20 protein-coding genes are annotated in these 23513 nt (G+C 68.2%); 7 read left to right on the plus strand and 13 right to left on the minus strand.

Going from position 1 to position 23513, the window contains the following annotated elements; genetic code table 11:
• Nucleotides 1-235 precede the first annotated feature (235 nt).
• Nucleotides 236-1990: a phospho-sugar mutase gene (locus ACZYX4_RS07170; RefSeq protein ID WP_463874790.1), complete on the minus strand. Its 1755-nt coding sequence runs from the start codon at nucleotides 1988-1990 to the stop codon at nucleotides 236-238.
• A gap of 131 nt (nucleotides 1991-2121) precedes the next feature.
• On the opposite strand from ACZYX4_RS07170, the gene ACZYX4_RS07175 reads away from it, so the two are divergent.
• On the plus strand, nucleotides 2122-2604 hold the full coding sequence (locus tag ACZYX4_RS07175) for an RrF2 family transcriptional regulator (protein ID WP_463874791.1): 483 nt from the start codon (nucleotides 2122-2124) through the stop codon (nucleotides 2602-2604).
• A 4-nt stretch (nucleotides 2605-2608) separates the two neighbouring features.
• Here the strand turns inward: ACZYX4_RS07175 and ACZYX4_RS07180 are convergent, their stop codons facing one another.
• Complete coding sequence (locus ACZYX4_RS07180; protein WP_463874792.1) at nucleotides 2609-3427, minus strand: purine-nucleoside phosphorylase; 819 nt, start codon at nucleotides 3425-3427, stop codon at nucleotides 2609-2611.
• A gap of 142 nt (nucleotides 3428-3569) precedes the next feature.
• On the opposite strand from ACZYX4_RS07180, the gene ACZYX4_RS07185 reads away from it, so the two are divergent.
• Nucleotides 3570-4985 (plus strand): NAD(P)H-quinone dehydrogenase, encoded by a 1416-nt coding sequence (locus ACZYX4_RS07185; protein WP_463874793.1) that lies wholly within the window; start codon nucleotides 3570-3572, stop codon nucleotides 4983-4985.
• A gap of 192 nt (nucleotides 4986-5177) precedes the next feature.
• Here the strand turns inward: ACZYX4_RS07185 and ACZYX4_RS07190 are convergent, their stop codons facing one another.
• On the minus strand, nucleotides 5178-6170 hold the full coding sequence (locus tag ACZYX4_RS07190; protein ID WP_463874795.1) for an aldehyde dehydrogenase family protein: 993 nt from the start codon (nucleotides 6168-6170) through the stop codon (nucleotides 5178-5180).
• A gap of 8 nt (nucleotides 6171-6178) precedes the next feature.
• Here ACZYX4_RS07190 and ACZYX4_RS07195 point away from each other — a divergent pair, with 8 nt between their 5' ends.
• Complete coding sequence (locus ACZYX4_RS07195) at nucleotides 6179-6718, plus strand: flavodoxin domain-containing protein (protein WP_463874796.1); 540 nt, start codon at nucleotides 6179-6181, stop codon at nucleotides 6716-6718.
• 14 nt (nucleotides 6719-6732) lie between these two features.
• Here the strand turns inward: ACZYX4_RS07195 and ACZYX4_RS07200 are convergent, their stop codons facing one another.
• Both ACZYX4_RS07200 and ACZYX4_RS07205 read right to left on the minus strand, forming a co-directional pair.
• Nucleotides 6733-7425: a hypothetical protein gene (locus ACZYX4_RS07200; protein WP_463874797.1), complete on the minus strand. Its 693-nt coding sequence runs from the start codon at nucleotides 7423-7425 to the stop codon at nucleotides 6733-6735.
• 66 nt (nucleotides 7426-7491) lie between these two features.
• Nucleotides 7492-8130, minus strand: coding sequence for a hypothetical protein (locus tag ACZYX4_RS07205; RefSeq protein ID WP_463874798.1), 639 nt, complete (start codon nucleotides 8128-8130; stop codon nucleotides 7492-7494).
• A 145-nt stretch (nucleotides 8131-8275) separates the two neighbouring features.
• Between ACZYX4_RS07205 and ACZYX4_RS07210 the strand changes: the two genes are divergently transcribed.
• The 3 genes from ACZYX4_RS07210 to ACZYX4_RS07220 all read left to right on the plus strand — a co-directional run bounded on the left by ACZYX4_RS07210 (nucleotide 8276) and on the right by ACZYX4_RS07220 (nucleotide 11723).
• Nucleotides 8276-8992 (plus strand): Pr6Pr family membrane protein, encoded by a 717-nt coding sequence (locus ACZYX4_RS07210; RefSeq protein ID WP_463874799.1) that lies wholly within the window; start codon nucleotides 8276-8278, stop codon nucleotides 8990-8992.
• Nucleotides 8985-10061: a hypothetical protein gene (locus ACZYX4_RS07215; RefSeq protein ID WP_463874800.1), complete on the plus strand. Its 1077-nt coding sequence runs from the start codon at nucleotides 8985-8987 to the stop codon at nucleotides 10059-10061. Before ACZYX4_RS07210 ends, ACZYX4_RS07215 begins: the two co-directional genes overlap by 8 nt.
• Before the next feature lie 249 nt (nucleotides 10062-10310).
• Entirely contained in the window at nucleotides 10311-11723 is a 1413-nt protein-coding gene (locus ACZYX4_RS07220) for an MFS transporter (protein WP_463874801.1), read from the plus strand.
• Nucleotides 11724-11879: 156 nt separating this feature from the next.
• Here the strand turns inward: ACZYX4_RS07220 and ACZYX4_RS07225 are convergent, their stop codons facing one another.
• From ACZYX4_RS07225 to ACZYX4_RS07250, 6 genes are all read right to left on the minus strand, one after another.
• Complete coding sequence (locus ACZYX4_RS07225) at nucleotides 11880-12611, minus strand: glutamine amidotransferase (protein WP_463874802.1); 732 nt, start codon at nucleotides 12609-12611, stop codon at nucleotides 11880-11882.
• 67 nt (nucleotides 12612-12678) lie between these two features.
• A complete protein-coding gene (locus ACZYX4_RS07230; protein ID WP_463874803.1) occupies nucleotides 12679-14529 on the minus strand; it encodes an acetyl/propionyl/methylcrotonyl-CoA carboxylase subunit alpha in 1851 nt (616 codons plus the stop codon).
• A gap of 124 nt (nucleotides 14530-14653) precedes the next feature.
• A complete protein-coding gene (locus ACZYX4_RS07235; RefSeq protein ID WP_463874804.1) occupies nucleotides 14654-15331 on the minus strand; it encodes a Maf family protein in 678 nt (225 codons plus the stop codon).
• A gap of 114 nt (nucleotides 15332-15445) precedes the next feature.
• On the minus strand, nucleotides 15446-17986 hold the full coding sequence (locus ACZYX4_RS07240; protein WP_463874805.1) for an MMPL family transporter: 2541 nt from the start codon (nucleotides 17984-17986) through the stop codon (nucleotides 15446-15448).
• Nucleotide 17987: 1 nt separating this feature from the next.
• On the minus strand, nucleotides 17988-18725 hold the full coding sequence (locus ACZYX4_RS07245; protein WP_463874806.1) for a TetR/AcrR family transcriptional regulator: 738 nt from the start codon (nucleotides 18723-18725) through the stop codon (nucleotides 17988-17990).
• A gap of 27 nt (nucleotides 18726-18752) precedes the next feature.
• Entirely contained in the window at nucleotides 18753-19145 is a 393-nt protein-coding gene (locus tag ACZYX4_RS07250; protein WP_463874807.1) for a YbjQ family protein, read from the minus strand.
• A 213-nt stretch (nucleotides 19146-19358) separates the two neighbouring features.
• Here ACZYX4_RS07250 and ACZYX4_RS07255 point away from each other — a divergent pair, with 213 nt between their 5' ends.
• A complete protein-coding gene (locus tag ACZYX4_RS07255) occupies nucleotides 19359-19931 on the plus strand; it encodes a hypothetical protein (protein ID WP_463874808.1) in 573 nt (190 codons plus the stop codon).
• A gap of 94 nt (nucleotides 19932-20025) precedes the next feature.
• Here ACZYX4_RS07255 and ACZYX4_RS07260 read toward each other — a convergent pair whose 3' ends face one another.
• Together ACZYX4_RS07260 and ACZYX4_RS07265 are read right to left on the minus strand one after the other, a co-directional pair.
• Nucleotides 20026-21510 (minus strand): dicarboxylate/amino acid:cation symporter, encoded by a 1485-nt coding sequence (locus ACZYX4_RS07260; RefSeq protein ID WP_463874809.1) that lies wholly within the window; start codon nucleotides 21508-21510, stop codon nucleotides 20026-20028.
• A gap of 269 nt (nucleotides 21511-21779) precedes the next feature.
• Nucleotides 21780-23489: a DUF885 domain-containing protein gene (locus tag ACZYX4_RS07265; RefSeq protein WP_463874810.1), complete on the minus strand. Its 1710-nt coding sequence runs from the start codon at nucleotides 23487-23489 to the stop codon at nucleotides 21780-21782.
• Nucleotides 23490-23513 lie beyond the last annotated feature (24 nt).

The raw sequence follows: 23513 nt of genomic DNA on the forward strand, positions 1-23513 counted from the left end.
CTGGTGGCCCGTGGTGTGGCCTGACTGCTTGATGAACCCAGCGTAGGCGGGTGGTTTTTCCGGCGTGTTTCCGCTGTGTTGCGGGATGTCCGACGCCCGTTCGCCAATGTTTACCCGCCGGTAATGGCGTGGGTCACGCCCGGATCCGGTAGCCGCGCTTAACCACGGTTTCCGCGGGCCGCCCTGGTCGGGGGCGCCAGGCTGAGGTCGAGCTCTGGGGGCTGGCCGGGAGGGGCTACAGCCCCAGCGCCTCGCGGACGTCCACCAGGACGGCGTCGAGTGCGGCGCGTGCCTCGTGCCGCGCCTCGGGCAGTTCGGCGGCCGAGCCAACGCTGCGGATGACCTCCAGGTAGCACTTGAGTTTGGGCTCGGTCCCGCTGGGGCGGATGATGATGCGGCTGGAATCCTTCGTCAGGTACAGCAGGCCGTCGGTGGGCGGCAGCTGTGCGCTGCCCTCGGCGAGGTCCGTGACGGTTTCGACGGCGGAGCCGCCGAACGATTCCGGCGGGCTGACGCGCAGCCGGTTCATCATGGCGTCCAGCAGGCCCAGGTCCGCGACCCGGATGCTGAGCTGGTCGCTCGCATGCAGCCCGTGCACCAGGTACAGCTCGTCGAGCGTATCGAAGATGGTCCTGCCGTCGGCCTTCGCCGCCGCCGCGAATTCCGCGATCAGCACCGCCGCGGAGATCCCGTCCTTGTCCCGGACCAGGGAGGGCGCGACGCAGTAACCCAGTGCCTCCTCGTAGCCGTACAGCAGCCCGGGGACACGGGCAATCCACTTGAAGCCGGTGAGCGTTTCCTCATGGGCGAAGCCCGCCGCGGCAGCGATCCGGGCGAGCAGCCGGGAGGACACGATCGAATTCGCGAACACTCCTGCTGTGGGTTCTCCGCTGCGGCTGCCGCCGCCGGCCGCCAGCCGCGCCACGATATGCGCGCCGAGCAGGGCTCCGACCTCGTCCCCGCGCAGCATCCGCCAGGCGCCGGTGTCCGGATCCTTCGCGGCCACCGCGGCGCGGTCCGCGTCGGGGTCGTTGGCGATCACGATGTCTGCGTCCACCCGGGCCGCGGTTTCCAGGGCCAGGTCCAGGGCGCCGGGCTCTTCGGGGTTGGGGAAGTTCACAGTGGGGAAGTCGGGGTCCGGTTCGGCCTGCTCGCGGACCAAAGTGACGTCGGCAAAACCGGCTGCGTGCAGCACCGCCACGGCGGTCCCGCCGCCCACACCGTGCATCGGAGTGAGGACAATCCGGAGCTCGCGGGCCGGGAAGCGCTCGGGTTGGGCCAGGGCGGCGACGGCGGCCTCGTAGCCGGCGGCGACGGACGGATCCAGCACGGTCCAGCCCTCCGTGGCCAGGGCAACGCCGGAGAGCTCACCGACGGCGTCGATTTCCGCCGCGATCAGGGCATCGTACGGCGCCACGATCTGCGCGCCGCGTCCGCTCTCCTCGACGGCGTGGCGGCCCAGGTAGACCTTGTAGCCGTTGTCCTGCGGCGGGTTGTGGCTGGCGGTGACCATCACGCCGCCGTCGCACTCCAGGGCCCGCACCGCATAGGCGAGCAGCGGGGTGGGCAGCGGGCCCGGCATCAGGAAGGTCTCGACGCCGGCGGCGGTGAGGACCGCCGCGGTTTCTTCCGCGAAGATGTCCGAGTTGTGCCGGGCGTCGTAGCCGACGACGGCGCGCGGCCGGGTGCCGGGGGAGGCCTGGGTGACGGCGCCGGTCAGGAACGCGGTGAATCCCGCGGCGGCGCGGCGCACCACAACGCGGTTCATCCGGTTCGGCCCGGGGCCGAGGGCTGCCCGCAGGCCTGCGGTGCCGAACTGCAGGGTGCCGCCGAAACTGTCGGCGAGCTCCTGGCGGGCCGCAGCGGCCCCGCCGCCGGCGAGCCGGACCAGTTCGGTCAGGGTGGCGGCGGTGGCGGGATCCGGGTCCTGGGCGGCCCAGGTACGGGCGTCGCTCAGCAGGCGGGTGAGTTCGGCATCAGAAGACGTCATAGGAACCAAACTAGCGTCATTCGCCCCGGATCCCTCCCCCGACAAGCGAGAGGCCGCCGGACAGGTCAATTGCAGGAGTACCGGCCCGCAGCCCTTGACAGCCAATTTTCCGGACACGTAACGTCTGCAATATGAAGATGGGCCGTGGGGTGGAATGGGCAGTGCACAGCTGCGTCAATATGGCGTGGACACCGGCCGGCGAGGCGGTCAACAGTGCCCGGCTGGCGGCGTACTACAAACTCCCGGGCGCCTATCTCAACAAGCAACTCCAGACGCTGGTCCGCGCCGGGATCCTTGCCTCGGTCTCCGGCCCGCGCGGTGGTTTCCACCTGGCGCGAAGGCCGGAGAACGTTACGGTTCTGGATATCGTCCTGGCCCTGGAAGGCACTGATCCGGTGTTCCGCTGCGAAGGCATCCTGGCCAACGTCCCCGACGCCGACTCGGAGCCCAACTACGTCCGGACCTGCCTGATCTCCCAGACCATGCGCCAGGCCGAACTTGCCTGGCGGCAGGCGCTGGCGCGGCAGACTATTGCCGGGATCGCGGATTCGATGGAACGGCGGTTCCCGCAGGACCGGGAAAAAGCACTGCGCTGCCTGGCCCCGGGGGGATAGGGCCTCAGAGCTTCGCGATGATCTCCGCCAGCAGTTTGGAGATGCGCGGGCCCGCGGACTGTCCGGCTTCGAGGACTTCCTCATGGCTCAGCGGCACCGGGCTGATGCCGGCGGCGAGGTTGGTCACGAGCGAAATGCCGAAGACCTCCATGCCCGCGTGGCGGCCGGCGATGGCCTCGAGCGCGGTGGACATGCCCACCAGGTTCGCGCCGATCCGCTTGGCGTACTGCACCTCGGCCGGGGTTTCGTAGTGCGGCCCGGTGAACTGGGCATAGATGCCTTCGTCCAGGGTGGGATCAACTTCGCGGGCCAGGGCGCGGATCCGCGCGGAGTACAGGTCGGTGAGGTCCACGAAGGTGGCGCCTTCAAGCGGGGACGTCGCGGTGAGGTTGATGTGGTCGCTGATCAGCACGGGGGTCCCGGGCGTCCAGTCCTCGTTGAGGCCGCCGCAACCGTTGGTCAGGACGAGGGTCTTGCAGCCCGCCGCGGCAGCGGCGCGGACGCCATGGACGACGGCGCGGACGCCTTTGCCCTCGTAGTAGTGGGTGCGGGCGCCCAGGACCAGGGCGCGCTTGCCCTCCCTGGTCAGCACGGAACGGATGGTGCCGACGTGGCCCACCACCGAAGGGGAGGAGAAGCCGGGGACCTCGTCCGCGGAGAGGATGGCGGTGGTCTCGCCGATCAGTTCGGCGGCGTCGGCCCAGCCCGAGCCGAGCACCAGAGCGACGTCGTGCGCGTCGATCCCTGTCTCTTCGGCGATGTAGTCGGCGGCGGCGCGGGCGGCGTCGAAGGGGTCCGTGTTCAGGAATTCTGTTGTACTCACCGGTACAAGTTATCGTGCCGGCGGCGTGCTGCCCAGCACCCGGTCCGGCACCTGCGCCTGCATCCGGGCCTGCAGTCTGCCGGGTGTGATGCGGGTCCGGATTCTTGGTGGTGCCGGTCCGGATGGTGGACAATGGTTGATTGTGTCTACGCATCCCGATTTCAGCTCACCCCGCATCGCAATCCTGGGCGGAGGGCCCGGCGGCTACGAAGCTGCCATGGTCGCCGCCTCCCTGGGCGCGAAGGTCACCATCATCGAACGGGCGGGGCTCGGCGGCTCCGCGGTGCTGACCGACGTCGTGCCGTCCAAGACACTGATTGCGACGGCGGACCTGATGACCCGCGTTGGCGAGGCCGGCGAGCTCGGCGTGAAGTTCGACCTCGACGGCGGCGACTGCATGCCGACGATGCGCGCGGACCTCAAACACATCAACGACCGGCTGATGCGGCTGGCCCGGCAGCAGTCCACGGACATCCAGAACGGGCTCGAAAACCAGGAAGTCCGGATCATGCTCGGCTCCGGCAAAATGCTGGACAGCCGCACCATTGAGGTCCTCACCGCCGAGGGCACGGAAACCATCGAGGCGGACGCGATCCTGCTGGCCGTCGGTGCCCACCCGCGCGAGCTGCCAACCGCCCGCCCGGACGGCGAGCGGATCCTGAACTGGGCGCAGATCTACAACATGGACGAGCTCCCCGAGGACCTGATCGTGGTCGGCTCCGGTGTGACCGGCGCCGAGTTCGCCTCCGCCTACAACGGCCTCGGTTCCAAAGTCACCCTGATTTCCAGCCGCGACCGCGTGCTGCCCGGCTCGGACACCGACGCCGCCGAGGTCCTCGAGGGCGTCTTCGAACGCCGCGGCGTCAAGGTGCTGTCCCGGGCCCGCGCCGAGACCGTGGAACGCACCGGGGACGGCGTCATCGTCACCCTCGGCGACGGCTCCAAGGTCACCGGCAGCCACTGCCTGGTTGCCGTCGGCTCCATCCCGAACACCGCCGGCATCGGCCTCGAGGAGGCCGGCGTGGCGCTCACCGAGAGCGGCCACATCAAGGTCGACGGCGTCTCCCGCACCACCGCGCCGAACATCTACGCCGCCGGCGACTGCACCGGCGTGCTGGCGCTCGCGTCCGTGGCCGCCATGCAGGGCCGGATCGCGATCGCGCACATCCTGGGCGACAGTGTGACCCCGCTCAAGCTGCACCAGGTCGCGTCCAACATCTTCACCTCGCCCGAAATCGCGAACGTGGGCGTCTCCGAGGCGGAGATCGAATCCGGCAAGTACCAGGCCGACGTCGTGAAGCTCTCGTTGCGCAGCAACGCCCGCGCCAAGATGCGCAACCACAAGGACGGCTTCGTCAAGATCTTCGCCCGGAAGGGCTCCGGCACCGTGATCGGCGGTGTGGTGGTGGGCCCGAACGCCTCCGAGCTGATCTTCGCCATCTCCCTCGCTGTGACGCAGAAACTGCACGTCGACGACGTCGCGAGCACCTTTTCCGTATACCCGTCGCTGAGCGGTTCGATCTCCGAGGCGGCCCGGCGCCTGCACGTCCACATGTAGCAAACGCCGGGGGTCGGTAGCCATGCAGAGTCCACCGCCCCGGGTCCTGCCTTTCTGCTTTCTTTCTGGTCGGGTTCGGGGCCTAGAAGGGGTACGGGGCGATGTCCGGACGGACGGTCAGCCACTGGATTTCGGTGAAAGACTCCATATTGGCGTGGTGCCCGCCGATCCGGGAGCCGTTGCCCGAGTTCTTCATCCCCCAAACGGTGAGTTGCGTGCGTGCCGCCGGCGGCCAGCCGGGCCCCCCTGCACCGCGTCCTGGACGATCGAGTCGACCCGGTGCAGCTGCTTCCCGTCGATGATCGGGCCCAGGGCCACAGTCCCGCTCGTCGGATCCCCGACGGGCAGATGCCTGGCTTTCTCCGCGAGAGCACTGACATAGTCTTCATAGATGTCCTCGTGCACGATGTGGCGCCCTGCGGTCATGCAGATCCGGCCCTGGTGCATAAAGGACCCGAACGCCGCGGCGGAGGCGGCCCTGGCCAGGTCCGCGCCCGGCAGGACAATCAGCGCGTTGTTGCCGCCGAGTTCCAGGTGCGCGCGCTTGAGCAGCCGCCCGGCCGGCAGCCCGGCCTCCTCGAAGATCCGCACCAGCGTCACCCCGCCGCAGACCGCCGTGCGGGGGTCGGGCTTGAGCAGCACGGCGTTGCCGAGGGCCAGCGCGGGGGCGACCGCGCGGATGGAGTGGATCAGCGGGAAGTTGAACGGCGCAATCACGGACACGACGCCGACCGGGCGCCGGCGGGCGAAGGACCAGCGGTTTTCGTGCGAGGTCAGCACGTCCCCGGCCGGGAGGGACGGCAGCGCCGAGGCCTCGCAGCATTCGTTGGCCGCGATGTGCGTTTCCAGGCCTGCCTTGGGCGCAATGCTGCCGGACTCGCGCACGATCCAGTCCTGGATCTCGGCGGCGTGCTCCTCCCAGAGCAGCCCGGCGCGGCGCAGCACGGCGGCGCGGTCCTCGGGGTTGAGTTTTGCCCGGTCCTTCTGGGCAGCCGCCGCTGCGCCGGCGGCGTCACGGACGTCCCCGACGGAGGCGAGGCCATAGCTGCCCAGCGTCGCGCCGGTGGCGGGCTCAAGGGGCCTTTGTACATCACATGTCGCGGGGCCGCCGCCGTCAAGGGTGCGGCGCGCTTTCGGGACGACGGTGACGTTCGACCCTACGTCTCCACCGCGGTGCGGGGACACAGTGGGGCATGGCCAACATCTATATCGCTTATGGAACCGTGGAGGGGCAGACAGCCCAGATCGCGGAGTACATCGCAGAGCTGATCCGGACCCACGGGCACCGGGTAGAAGCGGCGGACCTCAAGCAATCCGGGGACACCCTTCCGGGAGGCTACGACGGCGTCATCGTTGCGGCCTCGGTCCACATGGGCAAGCACGAGGGGCACGTCACGGACTTTGTGAAGAAGAACCGCGGAGAGCTCGAGCGTCTCCCGTCAGCCCTGGTTTCGGTCAGCCTGGCCGCCCACGGCGACGAGCAGAACGCGGAGGGCTACGTGGAGAAGTTCGAGGAGGAAACGGGATGGCGGCCCTCGCATGTCGGATTGTTCGCCGGGGCGCTGCTGTACACCCACTACAACTTCCTCAAACGCCGGCTGATGAAGAAAATCACCAAGGACAAGGGGTCCGCTGACCTGGATACGACCCGCGATTACGTCTATACCGAATGGGACGGCGTCCAGCGGTTCACCGAGGACTTCCTGGCCGGACTGGCTGCCCCGTCCGGTTAAGAACAGGCGAACGGTCAGGAGCGGGCGTAGGGCGGGACCGTGTCCCAGACGTTGTAGGGCTTGAACCAGTGCTCGAAGCCCAGCCGGTCGGCGTCGTCCTCGAGGACGTCGAGGCTGTCCGAGTAGAGGGCTTCGCTGTCCGCGTCCTCCAGCAGGACTTCCTGGACCTGTTCCCGCCAGTCCTCCGGGAGGTCGAGTTCGTAGATGTCCTCGGTGATTTCCGCCTGATCGAGCAGGCAGCGGACGGCGAGTTCGGCGGCAAGGCAGCCGGGGGCGGTCCAGCCGCGGACCAGACACGCCGTGACGTCGGCAGCGACCACGATGAACTTCCGGGTGAACTTCGAGTCATAGCTGGACGCGAACTGGGGCGGGAGCGAGGACAGCACCGAGGTCCCGGCGATGTCGGACGGGGTGATGGAATCCAGCCGGCTCAGGGTGCCCAGATCGCGGAAGAGCTGGTCGATGAGGATGCTCGATGAGTTCCACAGCAGGCCTGCCAGCAGGCGGGTCCGGCGCACCGCTTTCTGGCGGTCCTCCGCCGGGACGGCCGCCATCTCCTGAAGGTCCTCGGGGTCGAACAGGAGCCGCTGTTCCGGCGTCATGTCATCCGGGTGGGGATCGAGGCCCAGCAGTTCCAGGCCCAGCCCGGTCAGCTTGTCGGCGTCGGCCAGGAGTTCGTCGGTGATGTCGTCGTCGTCGGCGCTCATGGCCCCGATGCTACCCGCCATCAGTTGCCGGCCCGATTCCTGTTACGCGGAGGTTTGCGGGCGTCGTCATGCCGCTGCTGACCGCGCATTTCCCGACGCCGGACTCCCGCTCGCCATCCTGACCGACACAAGATCGACGATCCCGCAGATGAGGGGAACCACGCTCGCCGCCGTGAGCGATGTGATCGGGCCGGACCTTCCGATGATCGTGATCAGCAGCGGCAGCACACCCAGGGCCACGAGGAGCCAGCCGGCCAGCGCGGTCCGCTTCAGGCCGAGCACGGCGGCCGGGAAGGACAGGGCGATGACGCTGACGGCTATCACAGGTCCGTTCTCGCTGATGAATTCCCGCAGGGCCGCGGGGCCGAATGCGAGCCACACGCATGCCGCGATGAAGGCGGATGCGAGGGCGAGCAAGAGGGGCGCGGTCGGTGCCGGCCAGAACCAGGCCGAGATTGCGAGGATGAGCATGGGCAGCACCCAGGCGAGGGTCATCAGCAGTCCGGCGTTGCCGCCCGGGTCCGCCATGGCATACCCGCCGATGAAGATACCCGCGAGGACCGTGAACACCGCCATGATGGCCGCCCCGGTGCGTTGCAGTGCCGTGGCCCGCCGCTGGGGATCCTTCTCTCTCGCCAGGACACTACCCAGCACGACGCCGACCACAACGATCGCGCCGACAGCCGGGATGATGGGGACATTCATGGGGTGCCTCCTGCATGGACCGGTTCCGGGTTCAGTACACGCCGGGGCGCCGTGCTCGGCCGGGAACGTTGCAGGCGGAGCGGAGGGAGGTAGCCCGGTACTTATGCCTCTGGGGCCCGGCGCCGGTCAGCGACACACTGATGCCATGAGTACTGTGCTGACGCTGATTCCCCCGGTTCAACGCAACGTGGGCGCCAACCGGGCGCTGCATCCGGACTGTTCCTGGATCCGTCTGGTGCGCGCCGGGACCGGACTTGCCATGCTCGCCGCCCTCGCCCAGGAGATCTACGACGCGACGCAGCCGGGCAACTCCGTTGACATCCCCCAGCTCATCTCCCAGTTCACGTTCCAGTCAAACCTCGTCCTCGGGCTCGTGCTCCTCGTGTCCGCCGCGCGGCGACGTGCGCGGCTGCCCCTGTGGTGGGATCACCTGTTCGGAGCCCTCGCGTTCTACCTGGTGATGACGGGCATCATCTACGTGGTGCTCGTGGCCCCGCCTGGTGAGCCGTGGTGGACGCTGGACATGTACTGGCCGTGGATGATCACCCACCGCATCGCACCGCTGGTCGCGGGGCTCGACTGGCTCCTCGTCACCCGCACCGTCCGCGGCCCGTGGCCCAGGCCCCTCCTCTGGCTGTGCTACCCGGTCGCTTTCCTGGTCTTTTCGTGGGTGCGCGGTGCCCTCGATGGCTGGTATCCCTACGACTTCCTCGACCCGAGGCTCGACGGCGGCTGGCCGGCGGTGATCGCCACGAGCGCGCAGGTGCTCGCCGCGTTCCTCGTGGTCGGGGTCCTGATGCACCTCGCCGGCAATGCCCGGGTGCGCCTCTCCCGCGGACCCGGAAAGGAGTCCCATGCCTAGCCGCCGGTCCTGCCCGGTTCGACCCGGCGTCGCGCTCATGTCCGTGCTCGTTCTGTTCCTCGCCGCGTGCTCCCAGCCCGCGGGCCAGAGCGGGCCGGGGTCGTCGCAGGCCCCCTCATCCAGCACGGGCAACCCGGCCTGCGATCTCATCACCCCGGAGATTGCGGCGAAGGTTGAACCCGGGCTCGTGCCGGTGGGCCAGATCATCCCGGCCAGGCCACCGGGAAGCAAGGCCTACCTGTGCAGCTATTCCAGCAAGTCCGAAACAGGTATGACCGCCCTGTCGGTGGCCCTCATTTCTCCCGCATCGACCGCCGACATCTCCAAAGCGAAGTCGACGTCCGACTGTCTACCTGTCACGGGCATCGGCGACTTCGCCTGCCTGCAGTGGACGGGCTACTTCCGCGGTGAGGCCGGCGGCGCGTCCGCGAATGTCGTCCTGACGGCTGTCCGGGGCAACGAGACCCTGGAGGTGCCCTACGTGGCCTCACCGCCCATGGCCGGGGCCGGCGTCCCGGACGGCGACGCGATGGCCCGGTCGCTCTCACAGGCAGCCGTGGATGCCGGCTGGGGCAACGGAACCGCACTCAGCGTCCCCGCCGCTCCGCCCGTGGGTCCGCCGGCGACGACGAACAACGCGGTCTGCGCCCTGGTCAGTCCCGATGAGCTCAAGCAGGCCTTCGGGGCGAAGACCCAACCGCAGCTCCTCCCGGGCGGGGTCAGCTGCCGCTACACGTTCGGGGACCTGGGCACACCGGGCCCGGACTCCCTTATCTTCTCGATCGAAGTCCTCGAGGGTTCAGCCTCGGCGCTGGCCGGCCGGGGCATGCCCGGCGAGCCGCTCGACGGCGTCGGGGACAAGGCGGCCTTCAGCATGGGAACCGAACCCGCGGGCCCGAAATCCCTCCGCCCGGCCGGCGATGTGCCGATCACGATCCTGACCGTCATGGTGGTCAGGGGCCAGAACCTCGCGACATTCACCGCGCAGGTCCTGATCTCCCCGACGGGGCCCACAGCCGAGCAGACGAAGGATCAACTCATCACCCTCGTGCGGGGCGTCGAGTTCTGACGAGGCGCGGACCCGGCCGCCTTGTTAAAGTGCCGTGACAAATGCGTATCGGCGTATCGGCGAGGTGATGGCGGGTGAGGGGCTCTGTGGGGCGTAGTGTGATGACAGTCACGTGAGACAAATCTCCGTGTCCATATAGTGGAACATGTGTCCATTGGCTGGACGCCGGAACCTATTATGTAAGCATACGTATCCTCTTCCGGACGCCCCCGAACAGGCCCAGTCCGGTCTTCATGAAAGCGCCATTACATGTCATCCACTGCCACTTCCGCAGAGCAGGGGTCCGCCCAGCCGGTGAACTCCCGCGGCCGCGTCATCGTCGCCAGCCTGGTCGGCACCACCGTTGAGTTCTACGACTTCTACGTGTACGCCACCGCCGCTGTGCTGGTCTTCCCGAAGCTCTTCTTCCCCGGCCAGAACGAGACCACCCAGCTGCTGGCATCTTTCGCCGTGTTTGGCGTCGCGTTCATCGCCCGTCCGCTCGGGTCCATCATTTTCGGCCACTTCGGTGACAAGTTCGGCCGCAAGGGCACCCTCGTGGCGTCGCTGCTGACCATGGGTATTGCCACCTTCCTCATCGGCTGCCTCCCGACCGCGCTCGTCCCGGGCTGGGAGTTCTGGGCTCCGGCGCTGCTGGTCGTTATGCGCTTCGCCCAGGGCCTGGCCCTCGGCGGCGAATGGAGCGGTGCAGCCCTGCTGGCCACCGAGAACGCCCCGGCGAACAAGCGTGCCATCTACGGCACGTTCCCGCAGCTGGGTGCGCCGATCGGCTTCATCATCGCCAACGTGATCTTCCTGGTCTTCAGCTACGCCCTGACGCCAGTCGCCTTCATGGAATGGGGCTGGCGTGTGCCGTTCCTGCTCAGTGCCGTGATGGTCATCATCGGCCTCTACGTCCGGCTCAAGCTGATCGAGACCCCGGCCTTCACCAAGGTCCTGGAGTCCAACGAGGTCGCCAAACTGCCGCTGGCCCGGGTCTTCAACACCAGCTGGCGCCAGCTGATCCTGGGCACGTTCATCATGCTCGCCACCTACGTGCTGTTCTACCTGATGACCACGTTCACGCTGACCTACGGCACCAGGGCCTCCAGCCTGGACGCCGCGAAGGCCGCAGCGGAGAAGGCCGGCAAGCCGATGACCGAGGCCGCGGCCGCCGCTTTCGTCCCCGGCCTGGGCTACAGCCGCAACGACTTCCTCTGGATGCTGATTGCCGGCGTCGTGTTCTTCGGTATCTTCACCCTGGTCTCCGGCCCGCTGGCTGAAAAGTACGGCCGTCGCAAGATGCTGATCGCCGTGACCTTCGGCATCATCGGCTTCGGCATGCTCTTCGTCCCGCTGTTCAGCGCCGGATTCGTCGGCACGATGGCCCTGCTGATCATCGGCTTCTCCCTGATGGGGCTGACCTTCGGGCCCATGGGTGCGCTGCTGCCGGAGCTGTTCCCGACGAACGTCCGGTACACCGGCTCCGCCATCAGCTACAACGTCTCGAGCATCCTCGGAGCGGCCGTGGCCCCGTTCATCGCCGTCTGGCTCTGGGAAATGGGCAAAGGCAGCCCCGCGCTGGTCGGCGTCTACCTCGCCTCCATGGCCGTGCTGACGCTGATCGCCCTGTTCGTCAGCAAGGAAACCCGCGACCTGGACTACACCAACAACGTGGCCTGAGGCTCGCTTCCCGGGCCGTGCTGACGCTCCAGCCCGGTTACTGACGGAAAATGCCCGGTGTGTTCGCTGAACACACCGGGCATTTCCGTGTCGGCGGGAGGGTGCCGGAAAAGCAACCGGGCAGGAACGCCGGCAGGCGCCCGGCAGCCGGGGGTTTTAGCGCGCGTACCGTTCCACGAAGTTCCGCAGGATCTTCATCGATTCCGTGGCCGTGAACCGCCGGGCATCCTCCATCAGCCGTTCGGCGGATTCCGGCGGGAAGTAGCCGGCGTGGCGGTAGATGTCGATCCTGGTGACCAACCCTTGCGCATCGAGCTCAGGGTGGAACTGGGTGGCGTACAGGTTGGTCTTGATCCGGAACATGTGCACCGGGCAGGCAGCGGAGCTGGCCAGGAGCACCGCGTGCGGGGGCAGCAGGGTGCAGGCTTCCTTGTGGCCGGTGAACGCCGTGAAACTCTCCGGCAGTCCCCGGAGCATGGGATCCGCCAGGCCTTCGTCCGTCAGTGTGATGGTCACGCCGCCCAGGCCCTCGCCGTAGGTCCGGTCGATGACCGCGCCCTGGTGCCGGCCCAGCGTGCCGACCCCGTAGCAGGCGCCGAGGAAGGGGAAATCCTCAGGCACGATCCGGTCGAGCAGTGCCGCGAGCTCATGCTCCACCCGGTGCTGGACGTCGCTTTTCTGCTCCGCGGGGTCGCTGGAGGTGAACGGGCTCCCGCCCACAATCACACCGGAGTACTCGGAGAGGTCCAGCCGGGGCAGCGGAGCGGCTTCCATCCGGATCCGCCTCAGCTGCGGGGGTTCAAGCCCGCCGTAGCGCAGGTAGGCTTTGTATTCGTCCTCGGCGGCGGCGTCCTCGGCCCGGGAGGCGAGGAGCAGAAATGGCTTCACAGACCAAGTCTGCACGGGCAGGACACGGTGGCGCCAGAGGCGCGCCTGTGTCCCGCCGCTTGAGCAGTTATTCGGCGGCCTCGTCCTCGATCAGCGCGATGATGGCACCTGCGGAGACGGTCTCACCGGCCGAAGCGGACAGTCCGATCACGATTCCGGCCCGGTGCGCGGTGAGGGGCTGCTCCATCTTCATCGCCTCAAGCACCACCACAAGGTCGCCTTCGGCAACGAAGGCACCCTCGACGACGGCCACCTTCACGATGGTGCCCTGCATCGGTGAGGTCAGGGCATTGCCGCTGGCCGCCGCGGCGGCGCCGCCGCGGGACCGCTTCTTGGCCTTGGCCGGCTTGACGGCGCCCGCGCCGCCTCCGGTGCCCAACGATGCCGGGAGGACGACCTCAAGGCGCTTGCCGCCGACCTCGACGACGACGCGCTGGCGTTCGCCGGCGTCGGGCGTTTCAGCTTCGGTGCCGGTCGGCGTCCAGGCGGGGATGTCGTTGACGAAAACCGTCTCGATCCAGCGGGTGTGGACCTTGAACGGGCCCTCGGCGGGGGCAAAATCGGGGTTGGTGACGACAGCGAGGTCGAACGGGATGACGGTGGGGAGGCCCTCCACCACCATCTCCTCGAGGGCGCGGCGGGCGCGCTGCAGGGCCTGGGCGCGGGTGGCGCCGGTGACGATCAGCTTGGAGAGCATCGAGTCGAAGTTGCCGCTGATGACGTCGCCCTGCTCCACGCCGGAGTCGATCCGGACGCCGGGGCCGGTGGGGTTCAACAGCCGGGTGATGGTGCCCGGGGCGGGCATAAAGTTCCGGCCCGGGTCCTCGCCGGTGATGCGGAATTCGATCGAGTGGCCGCGGACTTCCGGGTCCCCGTAGCCGAGTTCTTCGCCGCGGGCCAGCCTGAACTGCTCGCGGACGAGGTCGATTCCGGTGACTTCCTCGGAGACGCAGTGCTCCACCTGGAGACGGGTGTTGACCTCGAGGAAGGAGATGGTGCCGTCCTGGCCCACGAGGAACTCGCAGGTACCGGCGCCGAGGTAGCCGGCTTCCTTGAGGATGGCTTTGGAGGATTCGTAGAGCCGGCGGTTCTGCTCCTCGGTGAGGAACGGGGCGGGTGCTTCTTCGACGAGCTTCTGGTTGCGGCGCTGCAGCGAGCAGTCGCGGGTGGAGACGACCACGACGTTGCCGTAGGCGTCGGCGAGGCACTGGGTCTCGACGTGGCGCGGGGCGTCCAGGAACCGCTCGATGAAGCACTCGCCGCGGCCGAAGGCGGCGACGGCTTCACGCACGGCGGATTCGAACAGTTCGGGGATTTCCTCGCGGGTGCGGGCCACCTTGATGCCGCGTCCGCCGCCGCCGAAGGCTGCCTTGATGGCGACCGGCAGGCCGAACTTGTCCACGAAGTCCAGGATTTCCTCGGCGGATTCCACCGGGTCGGCGGTGCCGGGTACCTGCGGTGCGCCGACCTTCTCGGCGATGTGGCGGGCCTGGACCTTGTCGCCCAAGGCGGAGATCGCGGCGGGCGAGGGACCGATCCAGGTGATGCCAGCGTCGATCACCCTGGCGGCGAACTCGGCGTTCTCGGCCAGGAAGCCGTAGCCGGGGTGGATGGCGTCGGCGCCGGAGCGGTGGGCCACCTCGATGAGCTTGTCCATCACGAGGTAGGACTCGGCGGCGGTGTTGCCGCCCAGGGCGTAGGCCTCGTCAGCGAGCTTGACGTGCAGGGCGTCGCGGTCCGGGTCCGCGTAGACCGCCACGGAGGAGATGCCTTCATCGCGTGCGGCACGGATGATGCGCACGGCGATTTCGCCACGGTTGGCGATCAGCACCTTGCTCAGCGGAGGGGTGACTGCGGCGGTGCCTTCTGGGGCTGATCGCTGCACGGGATTTGCGGACTGCTCCGAATTTGCTGACAAGGCGTCTCCTTCTTTCCTTCAGGGAGCCTAGCGCGGTTTTGAGGGTTCCGCCGATATTACTTGCGGATTCCGCGGGTAAAGCGCCCCACCTTTGTAGGGTTGCTACAAAGTCCCGCGAATTAGCTCACTCGGCCCGGAGCAGGGCGGGATCGGCGGCGCCGGTGGTCCACAGTTCCGTGATGCCCACCTGCGCCTGGCCCAGCAGTCCGCGGAGGGTGGAAATCGACAGCCCGACGACGGTGTGCGGGTCGCCGTCGACCTTGCGGATGAAAGCCCCGCCGTAGCCGTCGATCGTGAAGGAGCCGGCGCACTGCAGCGGCTCACCGGTGGCGATGTAGGCGTCGATTTCCTCAACGCTCATCTCCATGAAGTGCACCTCGGCGGACGTGACGTGCCCGAGGGTTGCACCGGAGCCGGCCGCCCCGGACCCATCGGAGTCCTCGGTGTCGCGGCAGTCGACGAGCCAGTGGCCGGTGTGCAGCACGCCCTTGCTGCCGCTCATCCGGAGCATCCGCTCCTTGGCGAGCTCGGCCGTGTACGGCTTGCCGTGCGCCTCGCCGTCGAACTCGAAGACCGAATCGCAGCCGATCACCAGCGCGCCGTCGGCTTCGGGCAGGGAAGCGACGGCCTCGGCCTTGGCCCGGGCGAGCAGCAGGGCGGTGTCGTGCGGGTCGGTGACGCCGTAGCGGGCCTGCACGGCGTCCTCGTCGACATCCGAAACGAGGATCTCGTGCCGGATGCCGGCGTCGGTGAGCAGCTTGGTGCGGGCGGGGGACTGGGAGGCAAGAATAAGGCGGGTCACCGCTCCAGCCTAGTTCACCGCAGAGAAGCAACGCGGGGTCACCTCCGGCCCATCCGGCGGGGGATTATGGGCGCTAGGTGACCCCGCGTTGCTGTGGGGGGCGGCCGGTGACGGCTACCGCGCGGCAGCCTCCGCGGTTTCCGCAACAGGACCCGGGACACCAGCCGCGGGCTTACGCAGTTTGGCGCCTTCAACGTCCACGTCGGGCAGGATGCGGTCCAGCCAGCGCGGCAGCCACCAGGCCTTGTCGCCCAGCAGGTACATCACGGCCGGGACGATCGTCATCCGGACCACAAAGGCGTCAATCAGCACACCGAAGGCCATGGCGAAGCCGAGCGGCCGGACCATGTTCAGGTGCGAGAAAATGAAGCCCGAGAACACGCTGACCATGATGATCGCGGCCGCGGTGACCACGGCAGCTGCGTGGCTGAAGCCCGAGCGGACCGCGTGTTTGGCCGATTCGCCGTGCATGTACGACTCGCGCATGCCGGACGCAATGAACACCTGGTAGTCCATGGCCAGGCCGAACAGCACACCGATCAGGATGATCGGCAGGAAGCTCAGCACGGCGCCCGGGTTCTCGACGCCGAAGACGGGACCGAGCCAGCCCCACTGGTAGACAGCGACGACGGCTCCGAAGGCGGCGGCGAGTGAGAGCAGGAACCCGCCGGTTGCCAGCAGCGGCACCCAGATGGAGCGGAACACGAGCAGCAGCAGGATCAGCGAGAGGCCCACCACGATCGCCAGGTACGGAGGCAGTGCGTCACCGAGCTTGGTGGACACATCGACGTTGCCGGCGGTCTGGCCGGTGAGCCCGATGCTCACGCCGGTGGTGTCCTGGATCTGGCCCTTTTCGGCGCGGAGTTCGGAGACCACCCGGACGGTGCTGGCGCTGGCCGGGCCCTCGTTCGGGATGACCTGGAACACCGCGGTGCGGCGGTCATCGCTCAGGGCCAGCGGCACGGCGGCGGTGACATTTTCGGTCTCGCGCAGGATGTCCGCGACGTCGAACTGTGTGGCCTGCGCCTCGGCTTCGCTCAGTCCCCCGGGGAGGTCGCCGACCACGATGATCGGGCCGGTCATGCCCTCGCCGAAACTCCGTTTGGTGACGTCGTAGGCCTTGAAGGCCTGCGAGGCGACCGGCTCGGAGCTGGCGTCCGGCAGGGCGAGCCGGAGCTGGCTGGCGGGCAGGGCCACGACACCGAGCAGGACCACTCCGGCCAGCAGGGCCAGCCACGGGTGGTTGGTGACAATGCCGCCCCAGCCGTGGCTGCTGCGGTATTCGTCCTTGGCGCGGTCCTCGGTTTCGTGGCCGGGCGCGGCGTTGTGCTGCTCCGCTTTTGCCCAGGCGCGCCTGGAGATCAGTTTCCGGCCGATCAGGGAGAGTACGGCCGGCGTCAGCGTCAGCGCCACGACGACGGCGACGGCCACCGTGGCGGCGGCCGAGAGGCCCATGACGGCGAGGAACGGAAGGCCCGGGACCACGAGGGCGGCGAGGGCGATGATGACGGTCAGGCCGGCGAAGAGCACAGCGTTGCCGGACGTTCCGGTGGCCAGCGCCACGGACTCCTCGGGGTCCATGCCGGAGAGCAGCTGGCCGCGGTGCCGGTTGACGATGAACAGGGAGTAATCGATGCCGACGGCGAGGCCGAGCATCAGTGCCAGCATCGGGGAGATGGAGCTCATGTCCACGGCGCCGCTGAGGGCGAACGTGCCGCCCACACCGACGGCGACGCCGACGAGTGCCATCAGCAGCGGAAGTCCGGCGGCGATCAGGGTCCCGAGCATGATGATCAGGACCAGGGCTGCAACCGCGATGCCGATAATCTCGGCGGTGCCGAAGAGCTCGGAGATGTCCTCGCTGATTTCCTTGCTGGGCAGCGCGGTGACGTTGGCGGCGGACACCTCCTTGACGATGTCCTGGACTTCCTGGCGGACCTCCGGTTCGAGACCGTTGATGGAGGTCTTGAACTGGACCCGGGCGATCGCGGCCTTGCCGTCCTCGGAGACGAAGCGGAGGCCCTGCGAGGCTTCCAGCTGGCGGGCGCCGAGGGCCAGCTTGGCCTCGCCGGCGTCCAGTTCCCTGGTGCCGGCGTCGAGCTTTGCCTGGCCTTCGGTGAGGGCGGCCTTCTGCTGGCCGAGCCGTGCCTCGATCGCGGTGGCCGGCATGCCGGCGGCCGCCATCTGCTGTTCGGCTGCGTCCAGCTGGGCCTTTCCGGCGGCGAGTTCGGCAGCGGCCGCCTCCAGCTTGGCCTTGCCGGTAGCGGACTGCTCCTTGCCGGCGGCGAGATCGGTGACGGCCGCCTCCAGCTGCGCCTGGGTGGCGAACGGGTCAACCGTGCCCTGAACGTCCGGGAGGGTTTCGAGCTTGGCCAGCGCGGCCGTGACGGCGTCTTTGCCCGCCTGGCTGAACTGGGCGTCGTTGGCTTCAAACACCACACTGGCGGAGCCGCCGGAGGACGAGGGAAGCTCGTTCTTGAGTTTGTCCGCCATTTGCTGGGTTTCGGTGCCGGGGATCTGGAAGTTATTCGACAGGGTGCCGTGGAAGGCGGCTGCTGCTCCACCGACGGCCACCATAACGGCGAGCCACACGGAGATGACGAGCCAGCGGTGGCGGTAGGAGAACTTGCCGAGGCGGTAGAGCATTAGGGCCATGTCAGTGCCGATCTGGGGAAGGGGTGGCGGTGGAGTTGCCGGCCGGGGTGGTTGAAGGGGCAGTGCCGGCGCGGGCGAATCCGGAGCCCAGCAGGATCATGGAATCGATCAGGAGTTGCCGGAGGGTGGAGAGGGATTCCGGGGTGAGGGATCCGCCGCATTGGGCGAACCACACGTCCATCGCGGCTTTGCCGCAGGAGATGACGGAGCCGGCCAGGGCGCGGAGGTACAGTTCGTCGAGTTCGACGCCGCCGCCGGCACTGAAGCGCTCGCGGGCCGCGGAAATGATCTGGGCGGTGCAGTGGTCCCAGGCTTCCAGCTCGGACCTGCTGAGTTGCGGATGGGCCTGGCCAAGGCTGTACAGCTCGGCCAGCGGAGCTACGGTCATCGGATCTGCGAGTTCCACGAGGGAGGCGCGGGCCGATTCCAGGAAGGGTTCCCCGACCGGCCGCAGCCGGAACTGCTGAAGCGCCGTGTCGAGGAAGCCGAAGGTGACGGCGGCAATGGCGGCTTCGGTGCTGCCGAAGTAGTTGAAGAAGGTACGGCGGGAGATGCCGGCGGCGTCGGCAATGTCCTCGACCGTGAAGTTGCCGGGCCCGTTGGACCGGAGCAGCGCCAGAGCGGCCGCCGTAATGGCCTGGCGTGTGGCTGCTTTGTTCAGTTCGCGGCGCGACGGTCCCTCGGAGGGCGGACGGGCCGCCGGCGGGGCGGCTGCGCTGGGGAGCGGGGAAGGGGGCACGCAATTACACTACGTGCATGTTTGCACTCAGGGCAAGTTTTTGTCCGCGTCGGGCTTCGCCAGGTAAACGGACTGTCCGGTGGCGCCTGGTTCGCCCGCGGGGATGGGAATCGCGAACACGGCCGTGCCGTAGGCGCAGACCTCGGTCCAGGTGGTCCCCAGCTGCGAATTGTCAAAGCGCATGGCGACGATGGCGTTGGCCCCGCGTTGCTCTGCCTCGGTAACCATCCTGGCCATGACCTGCTGCCTGCTCTCGGAGAGCATGCGCGTCATCTCGGGCAGCTCTCCGCCGCCGATTGAACGGAAACCGGCCAACATTTGGTTGCCGATATCCCGGGCGCGGACGGTAAGCCCCATCACCTCGCCAAAAACAGCGTCGATCCGGTGGCCGGGGATGTCATTGGAGGTCACGATCAGCATGACCTGAGCCTACCCACTCCGGGACGCACGGACCGGACAAGCTGCCGAAACCCGGCCCCATGTCGACCCGGGGGCCCCTTTGCCAGCCTTCACAGGAAGATGAAAGGTTCCGAACAGCTCCCGCAGAAGGGTCCGGCGGAGACTTGAACCACGTCTTGGCAGAGACAACCACCAACCGCAGCCGTCACCCGGCTGCAGACCAGGAGACAGCACATGTCACGTATGAAGAGAATGACGCTCGCCGTCTCCGCGGGGGCACTGGCTCTGGGCGCCGGCCTCGGAGTGACCGGGATGGCGTCAGCAGCCACTACTCCGCGCCCCACCCCCAGCCCCAGCGCCTCGGCAGAGGCAACGCCCGGAACCACCGACGGTCACGGCATGCGCGGCGGCCATGGACACGGCCGGGGCGGAGAGCGCGGCGCCGCCCAGGCTGCCGGGCTGGCCGCGAAGCTCGGCGTTGATGAGGCCAAGGTGACCGAGGCCCTGCGGGCCTTCCGCGAAGCCAACAGGCCGACCACCCCGCCGGCCGAGGGCACCAGGCCGGACCGCGCCATCAGGGAAGCGGCATTGGCGAAGTCGCTGGCGGAGTCGTTGGGCCTTGAGGAATCCAAGGTCACCGCGGCCCTGGCGGAGCTGCGGACCGCGGCCCAGGCTGGCCGTTCCGGGGCGCTGAAGACCAGGCTGGATGCGGCGGTCAGCGACGGCACCCTGACCCAGGCCGAGGCGGACGCCGTCGCCAAAGCCGTCGAGAAGGGCGTGATCGGCGGAGGCGGACGAGGACACTAGGCCCGCCGCGCAGCCGTCATTGATGCGGCTTTAACAGGAGAAGTCCCCGGGAACCTCCCGGGGACTTCTCCTGTTAAAGCCGGGCCGGCGGCGCTTACGCCCTGGCGCTGGACAACTCGCGCCCGTCCGGCGACGCCGCGGGAGCGGCGGCAGCGGAGGGGTCGACGGCGGTGGCCCCGGCGTCGTCTGTGTTGTCGGCTGTGTTGTCGACTGTGTTGTCGACTTCGTCGGTGAACGGGTCACCGGTGCGCGGTGCGTTATACAGCGACTCGTCGAGGATGCCCTGGCGCTTGGCCACGATCGTGGGGATCAGGGCCTGCCCGGCCACGTTGACCGCGGTGCGGCCCATGTCCAGGATCGGGTCGATCGCCAGCAGCAGCCCGACGCCGGCCAGCGGCAGTCCCAGCGTGGAGAGCGTCAGGGTCAGCATCACGACGGCGCCGGTGGTGCCGGCGGTCGCGGCGGAGCCGAGGACCGAGACGAGGGCGATCAGCAGGTACTGGGTGAAGTCCAGCTGGATGCCGAAGAACTGGGCCACAAAGATTGCCGAGATGGCGGGGTAGATCGCGGCGCAGCCGTCCATCTTGGTGGTGGCGCCCAGCGGGACGGCGAAGGAGGCGTAGGCGCGGGGGACACCCAGGCTGCGTTCGGTCACGCGCTGGGTCAGCGGCAGGGTGCCCACCGAGGAACGGGAGACAAAGCCCAGCTGCACGGCCGGCCAGACGCCGGAGAAATACTGCTTGATGGACAGGCCATGGGCGCGGACCAGGACCGGGTAGACGACGAAGAGCACGAGGGCCAGGCCCACGTAGATGGCGAAGGTGAACTTGCCCAGGGAACCGATGGTGTCCCAGCCGTAGATCGCCACAGCGTTGCCGATCAGACCGACGGTGCCGATCGGGGCGATCCGGATGATCCACCAGAGGACCTTCTGGATCACGGCGAGAGCGGAGGCGTTAAGGTTCAGGAACGGCTCGGCCGCCTTGCCCACCTTGAGTGCTGCGATGCCGACGGCGATCGCGATCACCAGGATCTGCAGGACGTTGAAGCTCACCGCGGTGGTGGCGACGCCATCGGTGACGGTGGTGCTGGCGCCGAGGCCCAGGAAGTTCTTCGGGAACAGCCCGGTCAGGAACGCCCACCAGTCACCGGACCTGCCGGCGTACTTGGCTTCCTGGGTGATGCCGGTGTTGGCGCCGGGCTGCAGGAACACGCCCAGGCCGATGCCGATCAGCACGGAGATCAGCGCGGTGATGGCGAACCAGAGCAGCGTGTTCCAGGCCAGCCGGGCGGCGTTGGAGACGGCGCGCAGGTTGGAGATGGAGCTGACGACGGCGGTGAAGATGAGGGGCACGACGGCGGTCTGCAGCAGCGAGACGTAGCTCGAGCCGATGGTCTGCAGTGTGGCACCGAGGGCGTTCGGGCTCGCCTTGGTGCTGCCTGTGTACTTGGCCAGCAGGCCAAGGCCCAGGCCCACGATCAGGGCGGCGATGATCTGGAAGCCGAACGAGCCGGCCCATCTGGGCAGCTGGAAGCCGGTCTTTCCGGCGGGTGCGGGGGTGGTTGTCTGAGTGCTCACCGGATCACGCTAGGTCCGCGGCGCCTAGCACGGCGAACCGATGTTGAGAAATATGACGCGGCACCTTTTTGGCCGCGGCCGCTGCCTCAGCGGGAAGACGCCGGAAAACTGCCCGTTGGTAAAGTTATTCCAGCCCCCGGTGTGGCAATTGTCTCGCAGGGTGCCGGGACACGGGCCCGAGGTGAGAGTTCGCGCCCGTGGGCTGGACCATCATGGGCGCGAACTCTCACCTCGGCGTTGCTATCCCCGCAGCGCGCTTATCGGCGGTGCTATCCCAGCAGGGCGCGCTTGAGGGTGTCGAGGCCCACCGAGCCGATGTTGAGGGCCTTGGTGTGGAAGGCCTTCAGTTCGAAGCCGGGGCGGGATTCGAGCTCGGCGCGGATCTGCTCCCAGAGCCGCTGGCCCACCTTGTACGACGGCGCCTGGCCCGGCCAGCCGAGGTAGCGGGTGAACTCGAAATTCAGCTGGCCTTCGCTGATCGCAAGGTTCTGCTTGAGGAACCCGTACCCCTTGTCCGGAGTCCAGGTGCCCGAGCCCCACCGTTCGGGCACCTCCAGCTCCAGGTGTACGCCGATGTCGAACACCACACGGGCAGCCCGCATCCGCTGCATGTCCAGCATGCCCATGTGGTCACCGGGATCCTTGAGGTAGCCCAGTTCCTGCATCAGCTTCTCGGCGTAGAGTGCCCAGCCTTCGCCGTGCCCGGAGGTCCAGCAGACATTCCGGCGCCACTTGTTGAGCAGCTCGCGGCGGTACGTGGCGGTCGCCACCTGCAGGTGGTGGCCCGGGACGCCCTCGTGGAAGACCGTGGTGGTCTCGGCCCAGGTGGTGAAGGTGTCCTCGCCCGGCGGCACGGACCACCACATGCGGCCCGGGCGGCTGAAGTCGTCCGAGGGGCCGGTGTAGTAGATGCCGCCCTCATCGGTCGGGGCAATCTTGCACTCCAGGGTCTTCATGACGTCGGGGATGTCGAAGTGCACACCGGCAAGGTCGGCCACGGCCCTGTCGGAGAGCTCCTGCATCCACACCCGGAGCGCCTCGGTGCCCTTGAGCTGCCGGGCGGGGTCCTTGTCCAGGATTTCCTTGGCTTCCTCGATCGTGGCGCCGGGGCGGATTTCCCCGGCCACCCGCTCCTGTTCAGCGATCAGGCGGTCGAGTTCCTGCACGCCCCAAGCGTAGGTTTCCGCCAGGTCCACGGCGGCGCCAAGGAACGCACGGGAGGCCAGTGCATAGCGCTCGCGGCCCACGGCGTCCTTCTCCGGCGCGACGGGCAGCAGTTCGGACTCCAGGAAGCCGGCCAGCCGGGAGTAGGCCACGCGCGCGGAGGCAGCGCCGGCGTCGAGCCTGGACTGCACGTCCTCGGGCAGCGGGCCCTCCGCGGTTTTGGCGTTGGCGGCCAGCTTCGCGAAGAAGCCGTCCTCCGCGGCATGCTTGGTGCTCTGTTCGATCACAATCTTCACCTGGCGCGCGGCGGCAACTTTGCCGGCCGCCTGGGCGGTGCGCAGCGACACGACGTAACCGTCCAGCGCGGCGGGGACGTTGTGTGCACGGCCCGCGATGTGCTCCCACTGCGCCGCGGTGTCCGTCGGCATCAGATCGAAGATCGCGCGGATTTCCTGCGGCGCGGAGGCGATGTTGTTCAGCTCGGCCAGATCCCAGCCGGATTCGTGGAGTTCCAGCTGCAGGCCCAGGCGTTCGCGCATGGCATCCAGGGTGACGGCGTCGACGTCGTCCGCCGGCTCCAGGTTGGCCAGCGCCGCCAGGGCCCCGCGCGCGGCCACCGCGAACTCCTCGTGCCCGGCGGGGGAGAAGTCCTGGTATTCGGTCTCGTGTCCGGGGATCCCGAGCTCGGTGGCGAAACTCGGATTAAGCCGGATCAGGGTGTCCGTGAACGCATCGGCGACGGCATCGATGGCGGTATGCGGGCGCGCGGGAACCGTGTTGTTGGCGGCAGTGGTTTCAGTGGGTTCGGTAGTCACCCGAAAAACACTAGCCGGGCCGGG

The sequence above is a fragment of the Pseudarthrobacter leeuwenhoeki genome (assembly GCF_055412885.1).